At 67.2% G+C, this 17,772-nt stretch carries 15 protein-coding genes and 1 pseudogene; 6 read left to right on the plus strand and 10 right to left on the minus strand.

What is annotated here, in order from left to right; all coding sequences use genetic code 11:
• Positions 1-262: 262 nt before the first annotated feature.
• From LuPra_RS20075 to LuPra_RS20090, 4 genes are all read right to left on the minus strand, one after another.
• Positions 263-1,852: an efflux RND transporter periplasmic adaptor subunit gene (locus LuPra_RS20075; protein ID WP_110172398.1), complete on the minus strand. Its 1,590-nt coding sequence runs from the start codon at positions 1,850-1,852 to the stop codon at positions 263-265.
• A complete protein-coding gene (locus LuPra_RS20080; RefSeq protein WP_110172399.1) occupies positions 1,849-3,174 on the minus strand; it encodes a TolC family protein in 1,326 nt (441 codons plus the stop codon). Before LuPra_RS20080 ends, LuPra_RS20075 begins: the two co-directional genes overlap by 4 nt.
• Entirely contained in the window at positions 3,171-6,758 is a 3,588-nt protein-coding gene (locus tag LuPra_RS20085) for a CusA/CzcA family heavy metal efflux RND transporter (RefSeq protein ID WP_110172400.1), read from the minus strand. Before LuPra_RS20085 ends, LuPra_RS20080 begins: the two co-directional genes overlap by 4 nt.
• A gap of 94 nt (positions 6,759-6,852) precedes the next feature.
• On the minus strand, positions 6,853-7,242 hold the full coding sequence (locus LuPra_RS20090) for a hypothetical protein (RefSeq protein ID WP_110172401.1): 390 nt from the start codon (positions 7,240-7,242) through the stop codon (positions 6,853-6,855).
• Between the two features lie 255 nt (positions 7,243-7,497).
• On the opposite strand from LuPra_RS20090, the gene LuPra_RS20095 reads away from it, so the two are divergent.
• The gene (locus tag LuPra_RS20095) at positions 7,498-8,088 is read left to right on the plus strand and encodes an outer membrane beta-barrel protein (RefSeq protein ID WP_110172402.1); all 591 of its coding nucleotides are present in this window, start codon (positions 7,498-7,500) and stop codon (positions 8,086-8,088) included.
• Positions 8,089-8,146: 58 nt separating this feature from the next.
• On the opposite strand, the pseudogene LuPra_RS20100 reads toward LuPra_RS20095, so the two are convergent.
• The 6 genes and pseudogenes from LuPra_RS20100 to arsM all read right to left on the minus strand — a co-directional run bounded on the left by LuPra_RS20100 (position 8,147) and on the right by arsM (position 13,471).
• Positions 8,147-8,672: pseudogene (locus tag LuPra_RS20100) on the minus strand (arsinothricin resistance N-acetyltransferase ArsN1 family A).
• A 9-nt stretch (positions 8,673-8,681) separates the two neighbouring features.
• Positions 8,682-9,857 (minus strand): MFS transporter, encoded by a 1,176-nt coding sequence (locus LuPra_RS20105; protein WP_157899452.1) that lies wholly within the window; start codon positions 9,855-9,857, stop codon positions 8,682-8,684.
• A gap of 16 nt (positions 9,858-9,873) precedes the next feature.
• Positions 9,874-11,220 carry an NAD(P)-binding domain-containing protein gene (locus LuPra_RS20110; RefSeq protein ID WP_110172404.1) on the minus strand — a complete coding sequence of 449 codons (1,347 nt, stop codon included), beginning with the start codon at positions 11,218-11,220 and terminating at the stop codon, positions 9,874-9,876.
• Positions 11,221-11,274: 54 nt separating this feature from the next.
• Positions 11,275-11,811 carry a MarR family winged helix-turn-helix transcriptional regulator gene (locus tag LuPra_RS20115; protein ID WP_201792160.1) on the minus strand — a complete coding sequence of 179 codons (537 nt, stop codon included), beginning with the start codon at positions 11,809-11,811 and terminating at the stop codon, positions 11,275-11,277.
• A gap of 96 nt (positions 11,812-11,907) precedes the next feature.
• Positions 11,908-12,510, minus strand: coding sequence for an RNA polymerase sigma factor SigZ (gene sigZ, locus LuPra_RS20120; RefSeq protein WP_110172405.1), 603 nt, complete (start codon positions 12,508-12,510; stop codon positions 11,908-11,910).
• 4 nt (positions 12,511-12,514) lie between these two features.
• The gene (gene arsM / locus LuPra_RS20125; protein ID WP_110172406.1) at positions 12,515-13,471 is read right to left on the minus strand and encodes an arsenite methyltransferase; all 957 of its coding nucleotides are present in this window, start codon (positions 13,469-13,471) and stop codon (positions 12,515-12,517) included.
• Positions 13,472-13,618: 147 nt separating this feature from the next.
• On the opposite strand from arsM, the gene LuPra_RS20130 reads away from it, so the two are divergent.
• The 5 genes from LuPra_RS20130 to LuPra_RS20150 are packed head-to-tail and all read left to right on the plus strand — an operon-like array spanning position 13,619 to position 17,745.
• Positions 13,619-13,993 carry an ArsR/SmtB family transcription factor gene (locus LuPra_RS20130; RefSeq protein WP_110172407.1) on the plus strand — a complete coding sequence of 125 codons (375 nt, stop codon included), beginning with the start codon at positions 13,619-13,621 and terminating at the stop codon, positions 13,991-13,993.
• Positions 13,993-15,063 carry an ACR3 family arsenite efflux transporter gene (arsB, locus tag LuPra_RS20135; RefSeq protein ID WP_110172408.1) on the plus strand — a complete coding sequence of 357 codons (1,071 nt, stop codon included), beginning with the start codon at positions 13,993-13,995 and terminating at the stop codon, positions 15,061-15,063. The genes LuPra_RS20130 and arsB overlap by 1 nt, the downstream gene beginning before the upstream one ends.
• A gap of 14 nt (positions 15,064-15,077) precedes the next feature.
• Positions 15,078-15,437, plus strand: a complete 360-nt coding sequence (gene arsD / locus LuPra_RS20140; protein ID WP_110172409.1) for an arsenite efflux transporter metallochaperone ArsD — start codon at positions 15,078-15,080, stop codon at positions 15,435-15,437.
• Between the two features lie 15 nt (positions 15,438-15,452).
• Positions 15,453-17,222 carry an arsenical pump-driving ATPase gene (gene arsA / locus LuPra_RS20145; RefSeq protein WP_110172410.1) on the plus strand — a complete coding sequence of 590 codons (1,770 nt, stop codon included), beginning with the start codon at positions 15,453-15,455 and terminating at the stop codon, positions 17,220-17,222.
• Between the two features lie 46 nt (positions 17,223-17,268).
• A complete protein-coding gene (locus LuPra_RS20150; RefSeq protein WP_110172411.1) occupies positions 17,269-17,745 on the plus strand; it encodes an arsenic metallochaperone ArsD family protein in 477 nt (158 codons plus the stop codon).
• Positions 17,746-17,772 lie beyond the last annotated feature (27 nt).

Raw genomic sequence — 17,772 nt, forward strand, 5'->3', positions numbered from 1 at the left:
GAGCCACCGCCAGAGCGTCCATCGCGACGCGTTAGCACGTGCAGCCGATGTGGGGCGCCGGCAAGTGGCAGGACCGACTTGAACGGAGACACGATGAGCGCTAGACGCGTCAAATCGGATTGTCGGCTCAGCGGCTTTTGCTGCGAACCAAGAGGTGCCGGGCCGTACTGGCAACCCTCGATGGTGCAGAGTGCGCGAGCTGCTCCTTCTACACACTGGGCGCGATTGACGAGGACGGCACGCTGTCACAGTCGCAATCTTCCTACTGGACCAGCACGGTGCCACGCAGCATGTCCATGCCGCAGGCAAACGCGATCTCCTGATTGTGGGTCGTGAACTCGACAGCCACTGGCGTATCGAGAGGTAACGGGCGCCGGATCTTCAATGTTGGGACGACGACCTCCTTCGCACATGTGGCATCGGTCGTACGCGTGAACGTCAGCCGGACGGCCTGGCTCCTCCGCACGCGGATCGTGGCCGGCTCGAAACCTCGCTCAGTCACCTGAACAGCGATGTCCTGAACCTTGCCCCCAGCCGACACGGGGGAAACGGGTACCGCGGGATGCACCGGCGAGGCGTGCGGCGCCGGCCCGCCCAGGCCCAGGCGCTCGCGCTCTGCCCGGATGAAGAAGCTGCCCTTGGTGGCGACGACGTCTCCAGGGGAGAGTCCTTCTGACACCACGATCGTTGTGCCATCGGCACGCCCCACGGTGACTGTCTGCTCGATGAACTCGCCTGCGTTGGCAGGGTTGACCTTGTAGACGACCGTGCGTTGCGCGATGGTCTGGACCGCTTCGCGCGGCACCACCGTCACCACGGCCGGCGCCGCGCCGGCGAGTTCCACGTCGACGTACATCCCGAGGCGGAGCTGCTCGCCCGCGGTGTTCGGCACCTCGACGCGGACCCGAGCCGTCCTCGTCTCCGGGTTCACCTGCGGGTCGATGTAGCTGATGCGCCCGTCGATCGACAACGCGGGGTACGCGGCCACCCGTACCACCGCCGGTGCGCCAACCCGCAACACGCCGAAGTCCTTTTCATAGACACTCGCCACCACCCAGACATGAGAGAGATCGACGACCCTGAACAGCATCATCGCGGGATCGACGTTCAGTCCGACGTTGGCGGCACGCTCCGTGACGACGCCGGCAATCGGCGCCGGGACATGGCTGGTGGTCTCGAGAGGACGTTCCTCGGACCCGCCTTCGAGTGCCGCCCCTGGCACCCCCAGCAGGGTGAGGCGCGACCGTGCACTCTGGACCTCGGCGGTCTGGGCTGCGTGCTCGGCATGGGCGCCGTCGAGCTCCTGTTGGCTGGCGGCGCCGATCCGCACCAGTTGCTGTGTGCGCCGCAACTCCTGATCGTGGGCGCGTAATCGCGCTTGTGCCGACGTGTACTTCGTGTGGGCCTCGGCGAGTTCGGGGCTGTAGATCTCGGCCAGGGTCTGCCCGCGGCTGACACGCTGACCGAGTTCTCCTGCCACGCGCGTGACACGGCCACTCACCTGGGCGGTCACGGCAACGCTGCGGTATGCGTTCGGCTCGATGACGGCCGGCACGCGCAATGTCGTCGCGCCAGTGGTCGTACCCACGGTCGCCACGAGAATGCCGGCACGCTCCGCCGCTTCCCTGGAGACAGGCACCACGATCGGCCGCGACGCCTGTGCCGGCGACTCGCCAGCCAAGGAGGAGTGTGCTGGCCCGCGTTGCGCCGCCGCTGCGTCGGCTGAGGTTCGCACGACCGACGATGCCGGCCGCAGGACGAGGTACGTGACACTCACACTCGCCGCGATGAGTACGAGAGCCGCGAACAGCGCGAGCCGACCACTGATCGTGAAGCGTGACGTTCCCGTCATCGGACGTCTCCCGTCGCGAGGCGTAACGCGGTGCGTGCTTCGTAGGCCAGGCGAAGGGCCTCGGTGTACTCGCGCTCCAACTCCAGGAAGCGTCGCTGCTCCACGAGGACGTCGGAGATTCGGAGTCTCCCGAGGTCGTACGCCTGCTGAATCACCGCCAGATTCTCCGCGGCCTGCACCCTGGCCTCTCGAACGTGAATGCGCGCCGATTGCGCCGCGGCATCACCTGCGCGAGCTGCGGCGAGTTCCGTCTGCGCCTCCAGGCGCACCGCGTCTCGTTTTGCCTCTTCCGCAGTGTGTTGTGCCTCCGCTGCCTCGAGGGCCCCCTGGTTCCGATTGAACAGCGGGAGCGAGACACGGAGGCCGGCAGACACGTAATGGAACACCCCCTGCACGCGCTCCAACGTCGCGCCCGGGCCAATGCCCTGCTGCGGAAAGCCGGAGTTCATGCGCATGTAACTCCCGAACACGCCGGCGTCGACACGGCCTTCGTGTTGCGCCTGTTCCACCCGCGCCGCCGAGGCCGCGACGCGCGTCTCGGCCGCGCGCAGGTCGGGTCGCCGGTCGACGACCCCGGCTTCGGGCAGCGCCGTTGGCACCACGGCAGTGTCTTGCAGGACGAGCGACTCGATCGTGTGCCGGAGGCGGAGGGGTGCCTCCGGTGCGAGTCCAATCAACCGTTTCAGTCGCATCATCAAGACAACGGCGCGCCCCGCCTGCAACATGCGATCGGCTTCCAGCCGGCGGACGTCCACCGCGAGCACGTTGCGATCCAGCGGTGGTGAGGCACCCTGGGTGACCCTGGCGCTCAACACCTCCAGTTGCCGAGTACCAGCCGCGATGAGCTCGTCGAGCACGACGATCTCCCGCACCGCCGCGGCGGCCGCGCCGTAGGCGTCCCGGACCTCGCCGAGGAGCCGCCGGATCCGGTCGTCGTAGGTGCGCGCCGCGGTATCCGCGTCCAGGGTCGCCACACTGACGCGCGCATCTCGCCGAAAGAGGTCAAGCGGCCAATCGACGGCAAACGCCGTGAGGTTGTCGGTCCCTGACGGTTCCTCGCGGCGTTCGACCGAAATCGACGGATTCGGCCGGAGCTCGGCCTGCTTCGTCACCGCGCGCGAGACCTCCACCTCATATCTGGCCGCACGCAGTTCGGGTTCGCCTTCGACGGCGCGGGTCATGGCATCTGCGAGCGCAAGCCCCTCGGATTCGTCCAGGAGGTCGGACGCCTTGATCGGTATGGTTCCGGTCGACTGGGCCAGTGCCGGTACCCACGCTGGCGTCAGGACGACGAGCACGGTCAATGCGATCACCCGAATCACTGCACCACTCCTTCGAAATTGGCCGACCCGCGTCCCGCGGGCCCTGACCAGTCGAGGCTCATGCGCCAGGCGCCGGCCATGTCGAACTGCGCGGTCGCGCGATAGCGACCTGGTACATCCGTCGGCTCGACCGTCAGCCCCGCCGACATCACCATCCCGGGCATCGACATGGCGGCCGTCGCATGGACGTCGCGCACAGCCACCAGTCGCTCGGTGCCTCTCTGTCGGAACTCGATGGTGAACGCGTTGCGCCCCAGCCGCAGGGCGCCCGACGACGCGAGCACCACGATGTCGAGTTCGCCTGCGGTAATCGTCTTCGCGACCCGTTCGGCGAGCCGTTGCGGCTGGGAAACAACCGCGCGTGACCGGCTCCACCAGACGGCGCCCGTCACAACAGCCACGGCGAAGAGCGCCGTCGCGACGGCGCGGCGTGAAGGCCGAGAGCCTCTCTGCTGCGCTGCTACCGCCTCGCTCCCGAGCCCGAGTTGCCGCTCGCGAATCCAGAAGAACAGTACGGGTGTGATCACGAGTACGTGCAGCAGCGACGACACCATGCCGCCGAGGACCGGCGTCGCCAACGGCTTCATCACTTCGGCACCGACACTCGTGCTCCACATGATCGGGAGCAGGCTGGCCACCACCGTGGACACCGTCATCACCTTGGGCCGCAGCCGCAGGAGCGCGCCCTCGATCACGGCATCGTGCAGGCCCGTGCGCGTGAGCGTCCCGCCGAGTGCCTGCCGCTTTCGTTCGACCGCCTCCTCGAGGTAGATGACCATCACCATGCCGGTCTGCACGGCGGTGCCGAACAAGGCGATGAACCCCACCCACACCGCGACGGAGAAGTTGTAGCCGAGCAGCCAGAGCAGGTAGACCCCGCCGGTCAGCGCGAAAGGCACCGCCAGGAGGACGTGCGCGGCTTCGAGCGCGGAGTGGTACGTGAAGTACAGCAGGACGAAGATGACGATCAGGACCCCCGGCACCACGACCTGCAGCCGCTCTCTGGCACGCACCTGGTTCTCCCAGCGTCCGCTCCACCCGACGAAGTAGCCGGCCGGCAGGCGAACCTCGCGAGCCACGGCTGCCTGGGCAGCGGCCACGAATCCTCCCGGATCGCGTCCCTGCACATTCATGAGCACGGTGGCCAGCAGGAGCCCGTTCTCGGACGAGATCATGGCGGGGCCGCGCGCGTGCTCGATGCGGGCCAGTTGGGCGAGCGGCACCTGCGCGCCCGAGGGTGCCGCAACCAGCACGTTGCCGAGGGCTGCGGGATCGGTGCGGTAGGCCGGCGCGTAGCGGACCCGCACCGGAAAGCGGCGACGCCCCTCAATCGTCGTCGTGAGCGTCGTCTCGCCAATCGCGGTCTCGATGACCTGCGACACGTCGCCGACCCGGATGCCGTAGCGCGCCGCCGCCGTCCGGTCGATCTCGATGTTCAGGTACTGTCCGCTCGTGACGCGCTCCGGGTAGACGTTGGCCGCCCCCGGCACTCGTCGCAGTGTGTCGGCCACACGCGCGGCGAGGTCTTCGAGGACCTCGAGATCGCTGCCATACACTTTGACACCCACCTCGGAACGCACGCCCGTCGTGAGCATGTCGATCCGGTTGATGATCGGCATCGTCCAGATACTGGAGACGCCAGGCAGTTGCACCGCGCGACTCATCTCCGCACGCAAGTGCTCGAGGGTCATCCCAGGCCGCCACGCCTCTGGCGGCTTCAACTGGACGATGGTCTCCGTCATGTTCAGGGGCGCCGGATCCGTGGATGTCTCCGCGCGTCCGACCTTGGCCACCACGTGCGCGACTTCAGGAAACGCGAGCAACGCCGCGTTCTGTCGCGCGGCAATCTTCGTGTTCTCCTCGAGAGAGATGCTCGGATCGGCGATCGGCATGAACAGCAGGTCGCCCTCGTTCAACGGCGGCATGAACTCACTGCCAATGCCGCGCGCCAGCACGAGCGCGCCGACAAACAGGACGGACGCCGCTCCAAGCGCCCACGCCCGAGCCGTCAGTGCCCATTCGAGCACCGGTCGGTAGAGGCGCCGCAACCCTCGCATCACCGGGTTCGCCTCCTCGGGATGCAGCGTGCCGCGCAGCAGGTACGTGCAGAGTACGGGCACCAGCGTGATGGCGATGACCGTTGCGGCGAGGACCGCGATGGTCTTGGTGAGTGCCAGAGGGTGGAACAGCTTCCCTTCCTGGCCGGTGAGCGCGAAGACGGGCACGAACGCGAGCAGGACAATGGCCATCGAGAAGAACACCGGCCGCGCGACCACATGGGTTGCCGCGACCACGGTGTGCCACACGCGGGGCCGATCGGCCGTGTCGATGCGGCCCTGCTCGAGCGAGCGGAACGCGTTCTCGGTGACGACAATGCCCGCGTCCACGAGGACGCCGATGGCGATGGCGATGCCGGCCAGGCTCATGATGTTCGAGGACACCCCGGCGTAGTACATCCCGAGGAACGCCGTCAACACCGCGAGCGGCAGGGGCAGCGTCACGATCAGGATCGAGCGCAGATGCATCAGGAACACGACGTGCGCCAACGTGACGAGGACGATCTCCTCGATCAACGCCCGCCGCAATGTCCCCGCCGCCTGCTCGATCAGGCGCGAGCGGTCGTAGAACGGGACGATCGAGACGCCCGGGGGCAAGCCTGGCGAGATTTCCGCGATGCGTGCCTTGACGCGATCGATCAGGTCCTTGGTGTTGACGCCCGTGCGAGCGACCACGACGCCGCCAACGGCCTCCGTCGTGCCCTTGACCAGGGACGCGACACGAAACGCGTCCCCGACGTGGACCTCGGCCACCTGCGACACGTAGACCGGGACACCACCGGACGCCCCGACGACGATCTGCTCGACGTCGTGCACCGAGGTGATCAAGCCGACGCCGCGCACGATGAGCCAGGCGCCGCTCGACTCGATCACGTTGCCGCCGACATTGACGTTGCTCTCGCGGACGGCGGAGACCACCGCACTGAGCGGCAGGCCATATGTCCGCAGCCGATCGGGATTGACATCGATCTGGTACTGCTGCACCAGCCCGCCGACCGACGCGACTTCCGCGACGCCAGGAACGGCGGTCAGTTGGTAGCGGATGAACCAGTCCTGCAGGCTGCGCAGGTCGCGCAACGAGTGCGTGCGGCTCTCCACCGTGTACCAGAAGACATGGCCCACGCCCGTCGCGTCTGGGCCGAGCGTGGCCGTCGCGCCGGAAGGCAATGTGCGCGTGACGAGACTCATGCGCTCGAGCACGCGCGAGCGGGCGAAGTACAGGTCGACGTTATCCTCGAAGAGCACCGAGATCATCGAGAACCCGAACGCGGACTGCGAACGCACCGCCCGCACTCCAGCCAGCCCCTGCAGCGTGGTGGTCAGCGGGTAGGTGACCTGGTCCTCGACTTCGCGGGGGCTGTGTCCCGGCCAGTCCGTGAAGACGATGACCTGGTTGTCCGACAGGTCAGGGATGGCATCGATGGGCGTATGGCGTAGCGCCCACCAGCCCCAACCAGCCAGGCACACGTACAGCAGGAGGACGATGAGTCGGTTCTTGACCGACAGTTCGACGAGCGAATTGATCACGAATCACCACGGCCGTTCATGCCTGCACGCAGGCGTGGAGACGACTGCCCCACGCACGAGGGCGCGCCGGGCAGCGACACGACGGGGGTGGCGACTAGATCAGGAAGGTAACCAGGAGAACGTGTCGGGGCACACGCTCCACGGCAGCAGCCGGTAGGTCCAGTGCCGCAGGGGACAGCAGGGTGACCGGTGGCGTCTCGGGCGCGACGAGTGGTTCGACGGCGGCGGGGGCGGGCATTGACGCGACGACGGCGTGGCTTGCCTGCTCCACTGGTCGCTGCTCGCTGCTGGCGCAACAGCTATCGGCCGATGCCTGGCTCGTCACGTGCGAACGGCTGGCGGCGCCGGCGCACGACTCGTGGTGTGCGCAGCAGGCCATGCGGCCCTCGGGAGTCGCCTCCCACCCGCCACACGCGCCCACACTGCTGACCGGCAGGACCAGCAGGAGTAGCGAGACGAGCACGCGGCGGAACAGTCCACTCACGCCTCTACGATGCGCGCACACTGCGAGGCTGTCAATGCTCGACCGCGGCCGTCGATGACGGGCAGTCCACCCTTCGCATCGTCGCAGACCGTCATGCCGCAGTCGATGGATTGCCGACTGAAGTGTCGTCTCCCGACCGCGCTGCCAGGGGTTCGCGGCTAGTCCTTCGAGCCCGAGTTGTCGAACTCGAAGGAGCTGACCTGATGCCGCACGCAAGTTCCTAGGGGAGGCTCACTCTGGTTTCAGATCGACCCGGTGGCCGACGCTCGGCACACCGGTCAGCGGCAGCTTCGTCTACGAGGTGCCGAGAAGCGGCCTCCTGGACGGCTTCCGACTCTCTGGCTTCGTGCAATTACAGTCCGGCAGGCCCTATTCAATCTTCGCCGCGGGGCAGAACGCCACGACGCGGCGAATTACAACGACCTGAAGCTGGGTTCGGGTGGGCTCTATCGCCTGGCCTTTGGTCGGCCGAGCCTGTGCGGTTCGCTCGATGACCTGCGCCAAGCTGGTTCGGACCCGACGCTCGAAGCCTTCAACAAGGGCGTGTTGTGCTCACCCCTCTCGGCCGCCGGCGGGTATCCCGAGAACGAGGGCTTCGGCGATCTCGGTCGGAACGTGCTCCGCGGACTCTGGCAGCGCCGGATCGACCTGAGTCTGGCGAAGGTCTTCGGGGTTGGCGCCCGCTCCAGCGTCGAATTGCGGTGGGATGTGTTCAACCTGTTAAACAACGTGAACTTCGGCTTGCCGAACAACGTCATCGGGGATGCCTCCACCGACTTCGGCATGATCGCCGATACCGTCGGCGGGCCTCGGGTGATGCAGTTTGGTGCCAAGCTGCGATTCTGATCCCGTCAAGCGAACGTACGAGGGCGCAACCGTGCGTGGGTTGCGCCCTTGGTTCTTGTCAGTTCTCACAACGAATGGGGCTCTGCAGATTCTCTGGGATAAGCCGCTCGACGATGACGACATCGAGCCAGCGTCCGTCGAGCGGGGCGTGCTTCTCGTAGATGCCGACTTCGCGGAACCCGCAGGCCGCGCAGAGGGCACGACTGGCCGTGTTGAACGGGAAGATGCGCGACACGAGCTTCCAGAAACCTCGCTCACGAGCCGCGTCGATCAGTGCCATCAGTAGCACACGTCCCGTACCGCGGCCCCGCGCTGCTCTGTCCAGATAGATCGAGAACTCCGCGATGCCGGCGTAGCAGTCTCGTGGTCGGTAGCTGCTGAGGCTGGCGCACCCGAGCACGCGGCCATCCGACGCGGCCACCAGCATCGGATAGCGCTCGATCTCGCCGATCCTCATCTCGATGTCGGGCAGTCGTACGAGGCACGGTGTCGAATGTCGCGGTCCGTTCGGCAATGCCCTGGTTGTAGATGTCCGTGATGGACGGAGCGTCATCGACGGTGGCAAGGCGGATGCTGCACGACATGGGCCGATCTCACAAAGGACGAATTGGGGACGCTGAAGCCGACCGCGACGGCGACGCCAATGCAAGGGCCGCGAAGGTCGCGCCGAGCACCACAAGCACGAAGCGATACCCGGCTAATGACGCGAAAGCTCCCGCGACAACCGGGCCAGCGGCTCGAGCCAGTTGCTGGGCGCGGGCAATCCGGCCATTCAACTGCCCGGCCTGTTCGGCGCCAAACTCGTTCTGCACCAGGTAAGGGCGGACGAGCGTGGACAGCCCGGCGCCCACGGCGAACACCGCCAGCCCGAGGACCACCGCGGTGTCGGACGGCACCACCGCCCAGGCGAGCAGCCCGACGGCCTGCAGGCAGAGGCTCACGCCGAGCAGCACAGACGGTGACGTGTGGTCGTCCGCCTGCAGGAGCAGCACACGCCCGGGCAATTGCATGACACCGAAGAGGCCGCCCAAGGTCGCCGCCGTTCCCGCCGTGAACCCTCGCTCGCTCAGCGCGGCAACGAGGTTGGACATCACGGCGGTGCCGGCGAGGCTGACGAACGCGAAGGTGACCAGCATTGGCTGAAGGCCTACAGCGGGCTTGCGTGATGCGGCTCGCTGAACTGCTTGCGCCAGAGGTTCCGTGCGTGCTGCCGCATCCCGGCACGCCACGCACCATGTGATGAGCGTGGACGCGCCGATGCAGGCAGCGAGGGCCACCACAGCGCGCCGCCACCCGACCTCGCCAATCAGCCAGCCCGTGAGCGGCAGGAAGACCGTGCTCGCAAGCCCACCGAAGATCGTCACGAACGCCAGCGCGCGAAGGCGTCCGGCGGCATTGCTGTGCCGCCGTCCGACGATCGCGAACGCCGGCTCGTACAGTGTGGCGGCCATGCAGAAGCCGAGCGCTGCCCAGATCACGTACAGGTGGAAGACGTGTGACGCGAAGGCCGAGGCGGCGAGCAACACGGTCGCCGCGACGCCGCCGATCTGCATGATGCGCGGCGCCTCGCCACGGTCACTCCACTGCCCCACCACCGGCGCGGCCAGGGCCGCAACGAGCAAGGCCGATGAGAATGCGCCCGTGACCACCCAGGGAGTGGCTCGGAGGTCGGTCGCCATCGGCAGCAGCAGCCCGGCGAAGGCGTAGTACAGGACGCCCCAGTTGATGCACTGGCCCAGCCCCAAGCCGACGAGCGCACGGCGTGGCATCGTCGGCGCGACTTCTTCAGCCACAGCACCCGGCGCCCACGCGAACGGCCACAGGGGTTGCCGTGAGGACCTCGAGGGGCGCGGGCGCGCTACCGCAGCAGGCGACGGTCGGTGCTTCGTCGCGATCGAGCGAGCACGCGCCAGTCTCCGGCAGGACGAGTTCCACCCGACGCGCCGCGTCCCAATCGCCTGCGATCGCACTCACGACCGACCTGGCCTGCTCGTATCCCGTCAAGAGGAGGAACGTCGGGGCACGGCCGTAGCTCTTCATGCCAATCGCAAACAGGTTCGCATCCGGATGCTTGAGTTCCTCGGCGCCGTGCGGACGCACGGTTCCACAACTGTGCACGTTCGGATCGATCAGGGGCGCGAGCGCACGCGGGCTCTCGACGGCAGGATCGAGATCGAGACGCACTTCACCAAGAATCGACCAGTCGGGGCGGAAGCCCGTCGCGGCAATGATCTCGTCGACGGGAGGCAGATCCTGCGCACCGTCGCTCACCACGAGCCCCGCTACCGTGGACGTGATTCGCGCAATGCGAAAGGCCCTCACGAGTTGCAGACGATTCGTGTCCAGAAGCGTGCGTACTCGGGCGCCGAGGCGCCCACGCTCGGCGAGCTGATCGTTCCTGGCGCCGCCGAGGGTCTGCGCCAACGCCGGTCGCCTGATCGCCCAGATGATGTGCGTCCTGCCGTCCGTCTCGACGAGCTGCGCGAGATCGAGCAACGCATTGAGCGCCGAGTGTCCGCTGCCCACCACGAGTACGCGGCGGCCCTGGTAGCGCGAACGCTGCGAGCCGAGAACGTCGGGAATGCCGTAAGCGATACGGCCTGCCGCGCTCCGCTCGCCGATGGCCGGCAGGCCCGACCCGCCGAGGACGCCTGGGCGTTCCGTGGTGCCCGAGGCATCAATCACGGCCTGGGCCAGCACGTCCTGCTCGCCGGCGGCGCCATCGACGCGGACGAGAAATGGCGCGGTCTCGCGCGTGGCGTCCTTCATCAGGTCGTGTTCGTGCCGCGCGACCGATGTCACTCGCGAGTCGTAGCGGATGTGCGGCGCCAGTTCCCGTGTGCTGGCCAGCGGCTCCAGGTACTGTTCCACGAGCTCACGGCCCGTCGGAAAGGTCTCGCCGTCCGGACGCACCCAGCCGTGGCGCTCCAGGATCGCCGCCCCCTCTGCGTCGACGTCGTACTTCCAGGGCGAGAACATGCGGACATGGCCCCAGCGTCGCATCGCGGCGCCAGCGGACGGGCCCGCTTCGAAGACGAGGGGCGTGAGGCCACGCGAGAGTACTTGCGCTGCGGCGGCAAGGCCCACCGGGCCTGCACCGATGATGGCAATTGGAAGAGAGGTGAGCTCCATACAAGGTCTCCCGTCTGTTTTGTTGTCACTGACAACCAAATGGCCAGGAACGGACTAAGGACAGGCCGACGAGGTCGCTCCAGGCGCGCAGCAACTCTCGGCCGGGACGGATTGGCCCGCACGAAATCGCGCATCCGCCGCACGGGCCAGCCGTCGAATCGTGTCGACCACCCCGGCTCGTACCGTAGGGTCGAGGTCTTCAATCAGCTCGCGCTGCTGGGCGACGAGACCGTCCTGGATCCGCTGGTACAACTGGCGTCCTCGCTTCGTCGCACTGAGCGCCGTCGCCCGAGCGTCCACCGGATCCGGATGCTGCTCGACATAGCCCTTCTTCACGAGCGCCGACACCACACGACTGCTGGTGCTCTTGTCGAGGTAGAGGCGCTCCGCGAGATTCATCAGCCGCATGGGACCAGCTGCGACAAGTGCCTCGAGGGCATGGCACTGCGTCACCGAAATGTCGTGGCAGCAGATGCGGTCGCGGTCGCGGAACTGATACACACGAACAAGTTCCGACACAGCGGCGTGCAGGGCGACGGCATCCCGATCGACGGCCGTGCGAGACGATTTGATGGACGCAGGTTGCGGCATATCGTTGTCACTAGCAACTATAGGTACAGGTCAGACGGATAGCAACCGGCAATTGTTCCCGCCAACCTTGCTTGACGCAGGCCCGCACCCTTGAGTTCAGTCACAGCTGTCGCAGCGCGTGCAGGAGTCCGGCGCCCGACGTTCGTACCCGACGAGCCCGCCGCGACTGTCGAGGTCGATCCGGCAGCAGGCGTCGAGCACGGCCTTCAACTGGCGACGCCCGCGCTGGACACGGCTCTTCATGCCCGACACCGACACGCCCAGGCGCTCGGCGCCTTCCGCCTGCGTGATCCCCTCGAGATCGGCCAGCATGACGGCCTCTCGATACGTGGGTGACAGCTGACGCAACATGGGCGCGAGGCACGTGGCCAGTTCGCGCAAGGCGATGGTCTCGTCATCGACCGGCAGTTCGGGACCACCAGCCATCTCGAGGTCGTCCGCCGCACCGCTCGTCACCTCGCGCTGGATACTCGACGACCGATAGTGATCGACGATCACGTTGCGGGCGGTCCGGTAGACCCAGGCATGGAGTCGTTCAGCATCGCGCAACGAGCCGACGCCCTTGACGATCTGCAGCAGCACACGCTGCACCAGATCGTCCACGTCGGCGTCATTGCGCACGCGCTTGCCGATGAAGGCGCGCAGGTTCCCGTGCAGTTCCTGCCAGGGCAGATCGACGCTGACGGCCATCGTGCTCATGATGCTACCGCTTCTGACCTGCGTTGGCGTGACACCCGCACGTCCTGGCCTGCGGCGATTGCCCACAACAGGCGGACTTGGCCTCTGGCGGACAACAGGTACTGAGCAGCACGGTCTCGCAGCAGGCGGCTGAGTGAATCGTTCCAGTGTTCGACGACGAGGGTGTGGCAGGCATCGGCTTGGCCGCCTCGATCAGGGCGGACGCGACGGCTGATGCTGCGCCGGTCCCGTGACTCCAGTTCTCGACAAGATCCCGGCTGTGCGCCTGAACTGTGACGCGCACTCGCTCGAACCGGGAGGCGGCGAGCATGCGTTCGATCTCCGCGACGGGCGCCGCACCGGCAAGGCATCCCGTGTAGGCCGCGGGGTCGGCCGCGACAGCTGCCGGCAGGTCCCCGATCGCGACCATGTCGGAGATCGCCAGCCGTCCGCCTGGTGCCAGCACGCGGAAGGCCTCACGGAACACGGTCGACTTGTCGGGCGCGAGGTTGATGACGCAGTTGGACATGATGACGTCCACCGACGCGTCGTCGACCGGCAGCTGCTCGATGTCCCCGAGGCGGAAGTCGACGGTCGTGAGACCGACCTTTGTGGCGTTGGCGCGAGCGAGGCCGATCATCTCGGGCGTCATGTCCACGCCGATGACGCTTCCGGTAGGACCGACCTGGCGCGCGGCAAGGAAGGCATCGAAGCCTCCCCCGCTCCCCAGGTCCAGCACCCGTTCTCCGGGCGCAAGGCCCGCGATCGCCTGCGGATTGCCGCAGCCCAGGCCCAGGTCGGCCCCGTCGGGCACGGCAGCGAGATCGGCGTCGGAGTAGCCGAGCCGCGTCGAGGACGATCCTGTCGGCCCGCAACAGGAAGTCCCTCCCCCGCAGCAACCGGCCTTCGGCTTTTCGGTGGCGACCATGCCGTACACCTGGCGGACGGTCGCGCGAATCTGATCGGGTGTGGAAGTCTGCATCGTTGTCTTTCCGGTAGACGCTCTCTGCTCCTACAGACGGGGACGATGCGAAAAGGACGCAAACGACAATGAACCGGGCCAATCGTCTCGATTTGCGGCAGGGTCGGCTCCGGGCGTGATATCGTCAATCGACGATAGACGATTGCCATGCCCTCCAAACAGAAGCGTTCAGGCCCCTCCCCTGGTCCCGCGGCCTGTTGCCCCCCTGAGACGCCAGACGCGCTGGACCGGCTGGCGGCTGCGGTCGAAGACCCAGCGGCCGACGAAGAGCTCGCGACCTTCGCGAAAGCCCTCGGCCACCCGGTCCGCGTGCGGATCCTGCGGATGCTCGCCAGCAAGGACGCGCGGATGTGTTGCCATATCGTCGACGAACTGCCGCTCGCGCAGTCGACGGTGTCCGAGCACCTGCGGATCCTCCGCACCGCCGGCCTGGTGCAGGTGAACGAGACGGGGCTGCGCGCGGCCTACTGCATCGTCCCGTCCGCCTTGAAGCGGCTCAAGGCCCTCCTGGGGGCGATGTGATGGCGACGAAACGACTGAACCCGTTCGAACGCTACCTGAGTCTCTGGGTGGGCCTGTGCATGATCGCCGGCGTGGCGCTCGGCATGCTGGCCCCGGCGCTCATGGACGGGCTGCGGGGGCTCGAGTTCGGCGACGGCAGCCAGATCAACATCCCGATCGCCGTCCTCATCTGGCTGATGATCACCCCGATGATGATGAAGGTCGACTTCGGCGCGATCCGCAACGTGGGTCGCCGGCCGCGCGGCCTGCTCGTCACGCTGTTCGTGAACTGGCTCGTCAAGCCGTTCTCGATGGCGCTCATCGCGTGGGTCTTTTTCGGCGTCCTGTTCAGCCCCTGGATCTCGACGGCCGATGCCGACCAGTACATCGCGGGCTGCATCATCCTGGCGGCGGCGCCGTGCACCGCCATGGTGTTCGTGTGGAGCTATCTGTCCGATGGTGACCCGGCGTACACGCTGGTGCAGGTCTCGGTGAACGACCTGCTGATGCTGATCCTGTTTGCGCCGATCGTGCGGTATCTCGTGAGCGGGGCCTCCTCACTCGAGGTGCCGTTCATGGTCCTCCTGTACTCGGTGCTCGTCTTCATCGTCGTCCCGCTCGTCGCGGGTGTACTGCTGCGCCACTGGTTCGTGGGGAGCAGGGGCACCGCGTGGTTCGAGTCGGAACTGCTCCCGCGGTTCGCGCCCATCAGCATGCTGGCGCTGCTGGCCACGCTCGTGCTGATCTTCGCGTTCCAGGCCAACAACATCCTGGGCAAGCCGCTGCACGTCGCGCTGATCGCCGTGCCGATCCTGATCCAGGTCTACTTCAACTCCTCGTTGACCTACGGCCTGATGCGCCTGTTCCGTGTCGAGTACGCGATTGCAGCGCCCGGCGCACTCATCGGGGCGAGCAACTTCTTCGAGTTGGCCGTCGCCACGGCGATTGCCTTGTTCGGTCCCGAATCCGGCGCCGCCCTGGCCACCGTCGTGGGCGTCCTCATCGAGGTGCCCGTCATGCTCTCGGTCTGCGCCGTGTGCACCCGCACGCGTCACTGGTTCCCCGAGCCACAGCCAGGCATCGCTTCCTAGAAAAAACGTCTCCCATGTCGCACATTCACGTCTTCGACCCTGCCCTGTGCTGCAGCACCGGCGTCTGTGGCACTGATATCGATCAAGCGCTCGTCACCTTCGCCGCCGACGTGGAGTGGGCGCGCCAGCAAGGCGCAGCGATCGAGCGCTTCAACCTCGCACAGCAGCCGACCGCCTTTGCCGCCCGGCCCGTGATCGTGCGCTTGCTGGAACGCTCCGGGCCGGCTGCGTTGCCCGTGGTGCTCGTGGACGGCGAGGTGGCGATGGCCGGCCGCTACCCGCAGCGCGCAGAACTCGCGCAATGGTCTGGCCTGGAAGTGTCCAGAACCATCCCGGTCGCGACCAGTTGCTGCTCGGGTCCGGACTGCTGTTGAGACGGGAGCACGACCATGCAGTTCCTCGACGATCTCCCGCGCTACCTGTTCTTCACCGGCAAGGGCGGCGTGGGCAAGACCTCGATTGCGTGCGCCACCGCGGTGCATCTGGCTGATGCCGGCGCGCGCGTGCTGCTCGTGAGCACGGACTCGGCCTCAAACGTCGGCCAGGTGTTTGGCCTGCCCATCGGCAACCGCGTGACACCCATTCCGGAAGTGCCCTGCCTGTCCGCGCTCGAACTCGATCCCGAGGAAGCTGCGCAGGCCTATCGCGATCGCATCGTCGGGCCGGTCCGGGGCGTCCTTCCGGAAGGCGTGGTGAAGAGCATCGAAGAGCAGTTGTCGGGGGCCTGCACGACGGAGATTGCGGCGTTCGACGAGTTCACCGCCCTGCTTACCGATACAGGCATCGCAAGGGACTACGACCATGTCGTGTTCGACACCGCGCCGACCGGGCACACCATCCGCCTCCTGCAGTTGCCGGGCGCGTGGAGCGGCTTCCTGGAGTCCGGCAAGGGCGACGCCTCGTGTCTCGGACCACTGGCGGGCCTCGAGAAGCAGCGGGCGCAGTACAAGGGCGCGGTGGATGCGCTGGCCGACGCGCAACGGACCCGCATGGTGCTGGTGACACGCGCGCAGCACTCCTCGCTCGCCGAGGTCGCACGGACACACGAGGAGCTGACCGCAATCGGCATCACTCGCCACCACCTTGTCGTGAATGGCGTGTTGCCCACGGCCGCGGTCGACGGCGACCCCCTCGCCGACAGCATCAGGCGCCGTGAGCAGGCCGCGTTGCAGGCCATGCCCGACGCGCTGCGGACATTGCCGCGAGACGAGGTGACGCTCAAGCCCTTCAATCTCGTGGGCGTGCGGACGTTGCGGTGCCTCTTCGCGGACGACGCCGCCAGCCTCCCGGTCGCCTCGGCACAGCCAGACCCGATCAGCACGGGAAGCCTCAAGGAACTCGTTGACGCGATTGCCGCCGATGGGCATGGCCTCGTCATGCTGATGGGCAAGGGTGGCGTGGGCAAGACGACCATTGCCGCCGCGGTGGCCGCGGCCCTCGCGCGACGGGGACTACCGGTCCACCTCACGACGTCCGATCCGGCGGCCCACCTCTCGCAGACGCTGGCAGATGAGGTCGAACACCTGCGGGTCAGTCGCATTGACCCGCACGTCGAGACCGAGCGCTACCGCCAGCGCGTGCTGCAGACGAAGGGGCGCGCCCTCGACGCCGACGGCCGCGCGATGCTGGAAGAAGATCTCCGTTCGCCCTGTACCGAGGAGATCGCCGTCTTCCAGGCCTTCTCGCGCATCATCCGCGAGGCGCGCCAGTCCTTCGTCGTGATGGATACGGCGCCAACGGGGCACACGCTGCTGCTGCTCGACGCCACGGGGGCCTATCACCGCGAGGTGACACGTCAGATGAGCCGCAGTGGCATGCACATGACCACGCCACTGATGCAGCTGCAGGATCCGCAGCAGACAAAGGTGCTCATCGTCACGCTCGCGGAAACCACGCCGGTCCTCGAGGCCGCAGCTCTGCAGGCCGATCTCCGGCGTGCGGGCATCGAACCCTGGGCGTGGGTCGTCAACCAGAGCCTGGCGGTCGCACGCACGACGTCTCCGCTGCTGCAGCAGCGCGCCGCCAGTGAGCGTTCGCGTATCGAGGACGTCGCGACGCAGCACGCTCGCCGCTACGCGGTGGTCGGACTGCAGGCCGTCGAGCCGGTCGGCGCGGAACGCCTGGCCGCGCTGACCCAGGCCAGCGGCGTCACGGTGTGAGCGTGTTCACGGATGGGTCACGACCCAGTTCTTTCAGGAGGCCATCATGGTGTCACTCAGAGTCGTCCGTCACGTTCCACCACCGCTCGTCGGTGTCATTGGCGCAGTGCCTGACCGCAGGTCAACGGCGTTCGAAGATGCGCTGGATTGGCTGGAAGCGGCCGGTGTCTTGGTAGAGCGCGTCGACACAGACGCCTACGCGCAATCGACGGTGGACATCGCCGTCCCCACGGCGATGGCGTTGCCGGCGGTGTTCATGAACGGAGACGTCGTATCCGAAGGACGGTTTCTGACACGGCACGAGCTGGCGCACCTCGTCGCCGAAGCGACCGCGAAGCCACCAGCGGCACTCGTGCGCGCCGTGGCGGCAGTCGGTGCGGCGGCCGCCGTGGGCGCCGCCGACGCCATCGCGACGGCCGTGCGTGACGCGAAAGCAAACGGACTGGCCGAGGGGCTGATCGACATCGCCCTGCGAACCGGAACTGACGTACGCAGGGCTCACCGCTCAGCACCCGCTGCGTGAACCAGCCAATAGCTCACTAATCGCTAA

The sequence above is a fragment of the Luteitalea pratensis genome, assembly GCF_001618865.1.
GTDB classification, from domain to species: Bacteria; Acidobacteriota; Vicinamibacteria; order Vicinamibacterales; family Vicinamibacteraceae; genus Luteitalea; species Luteitalea pratensis.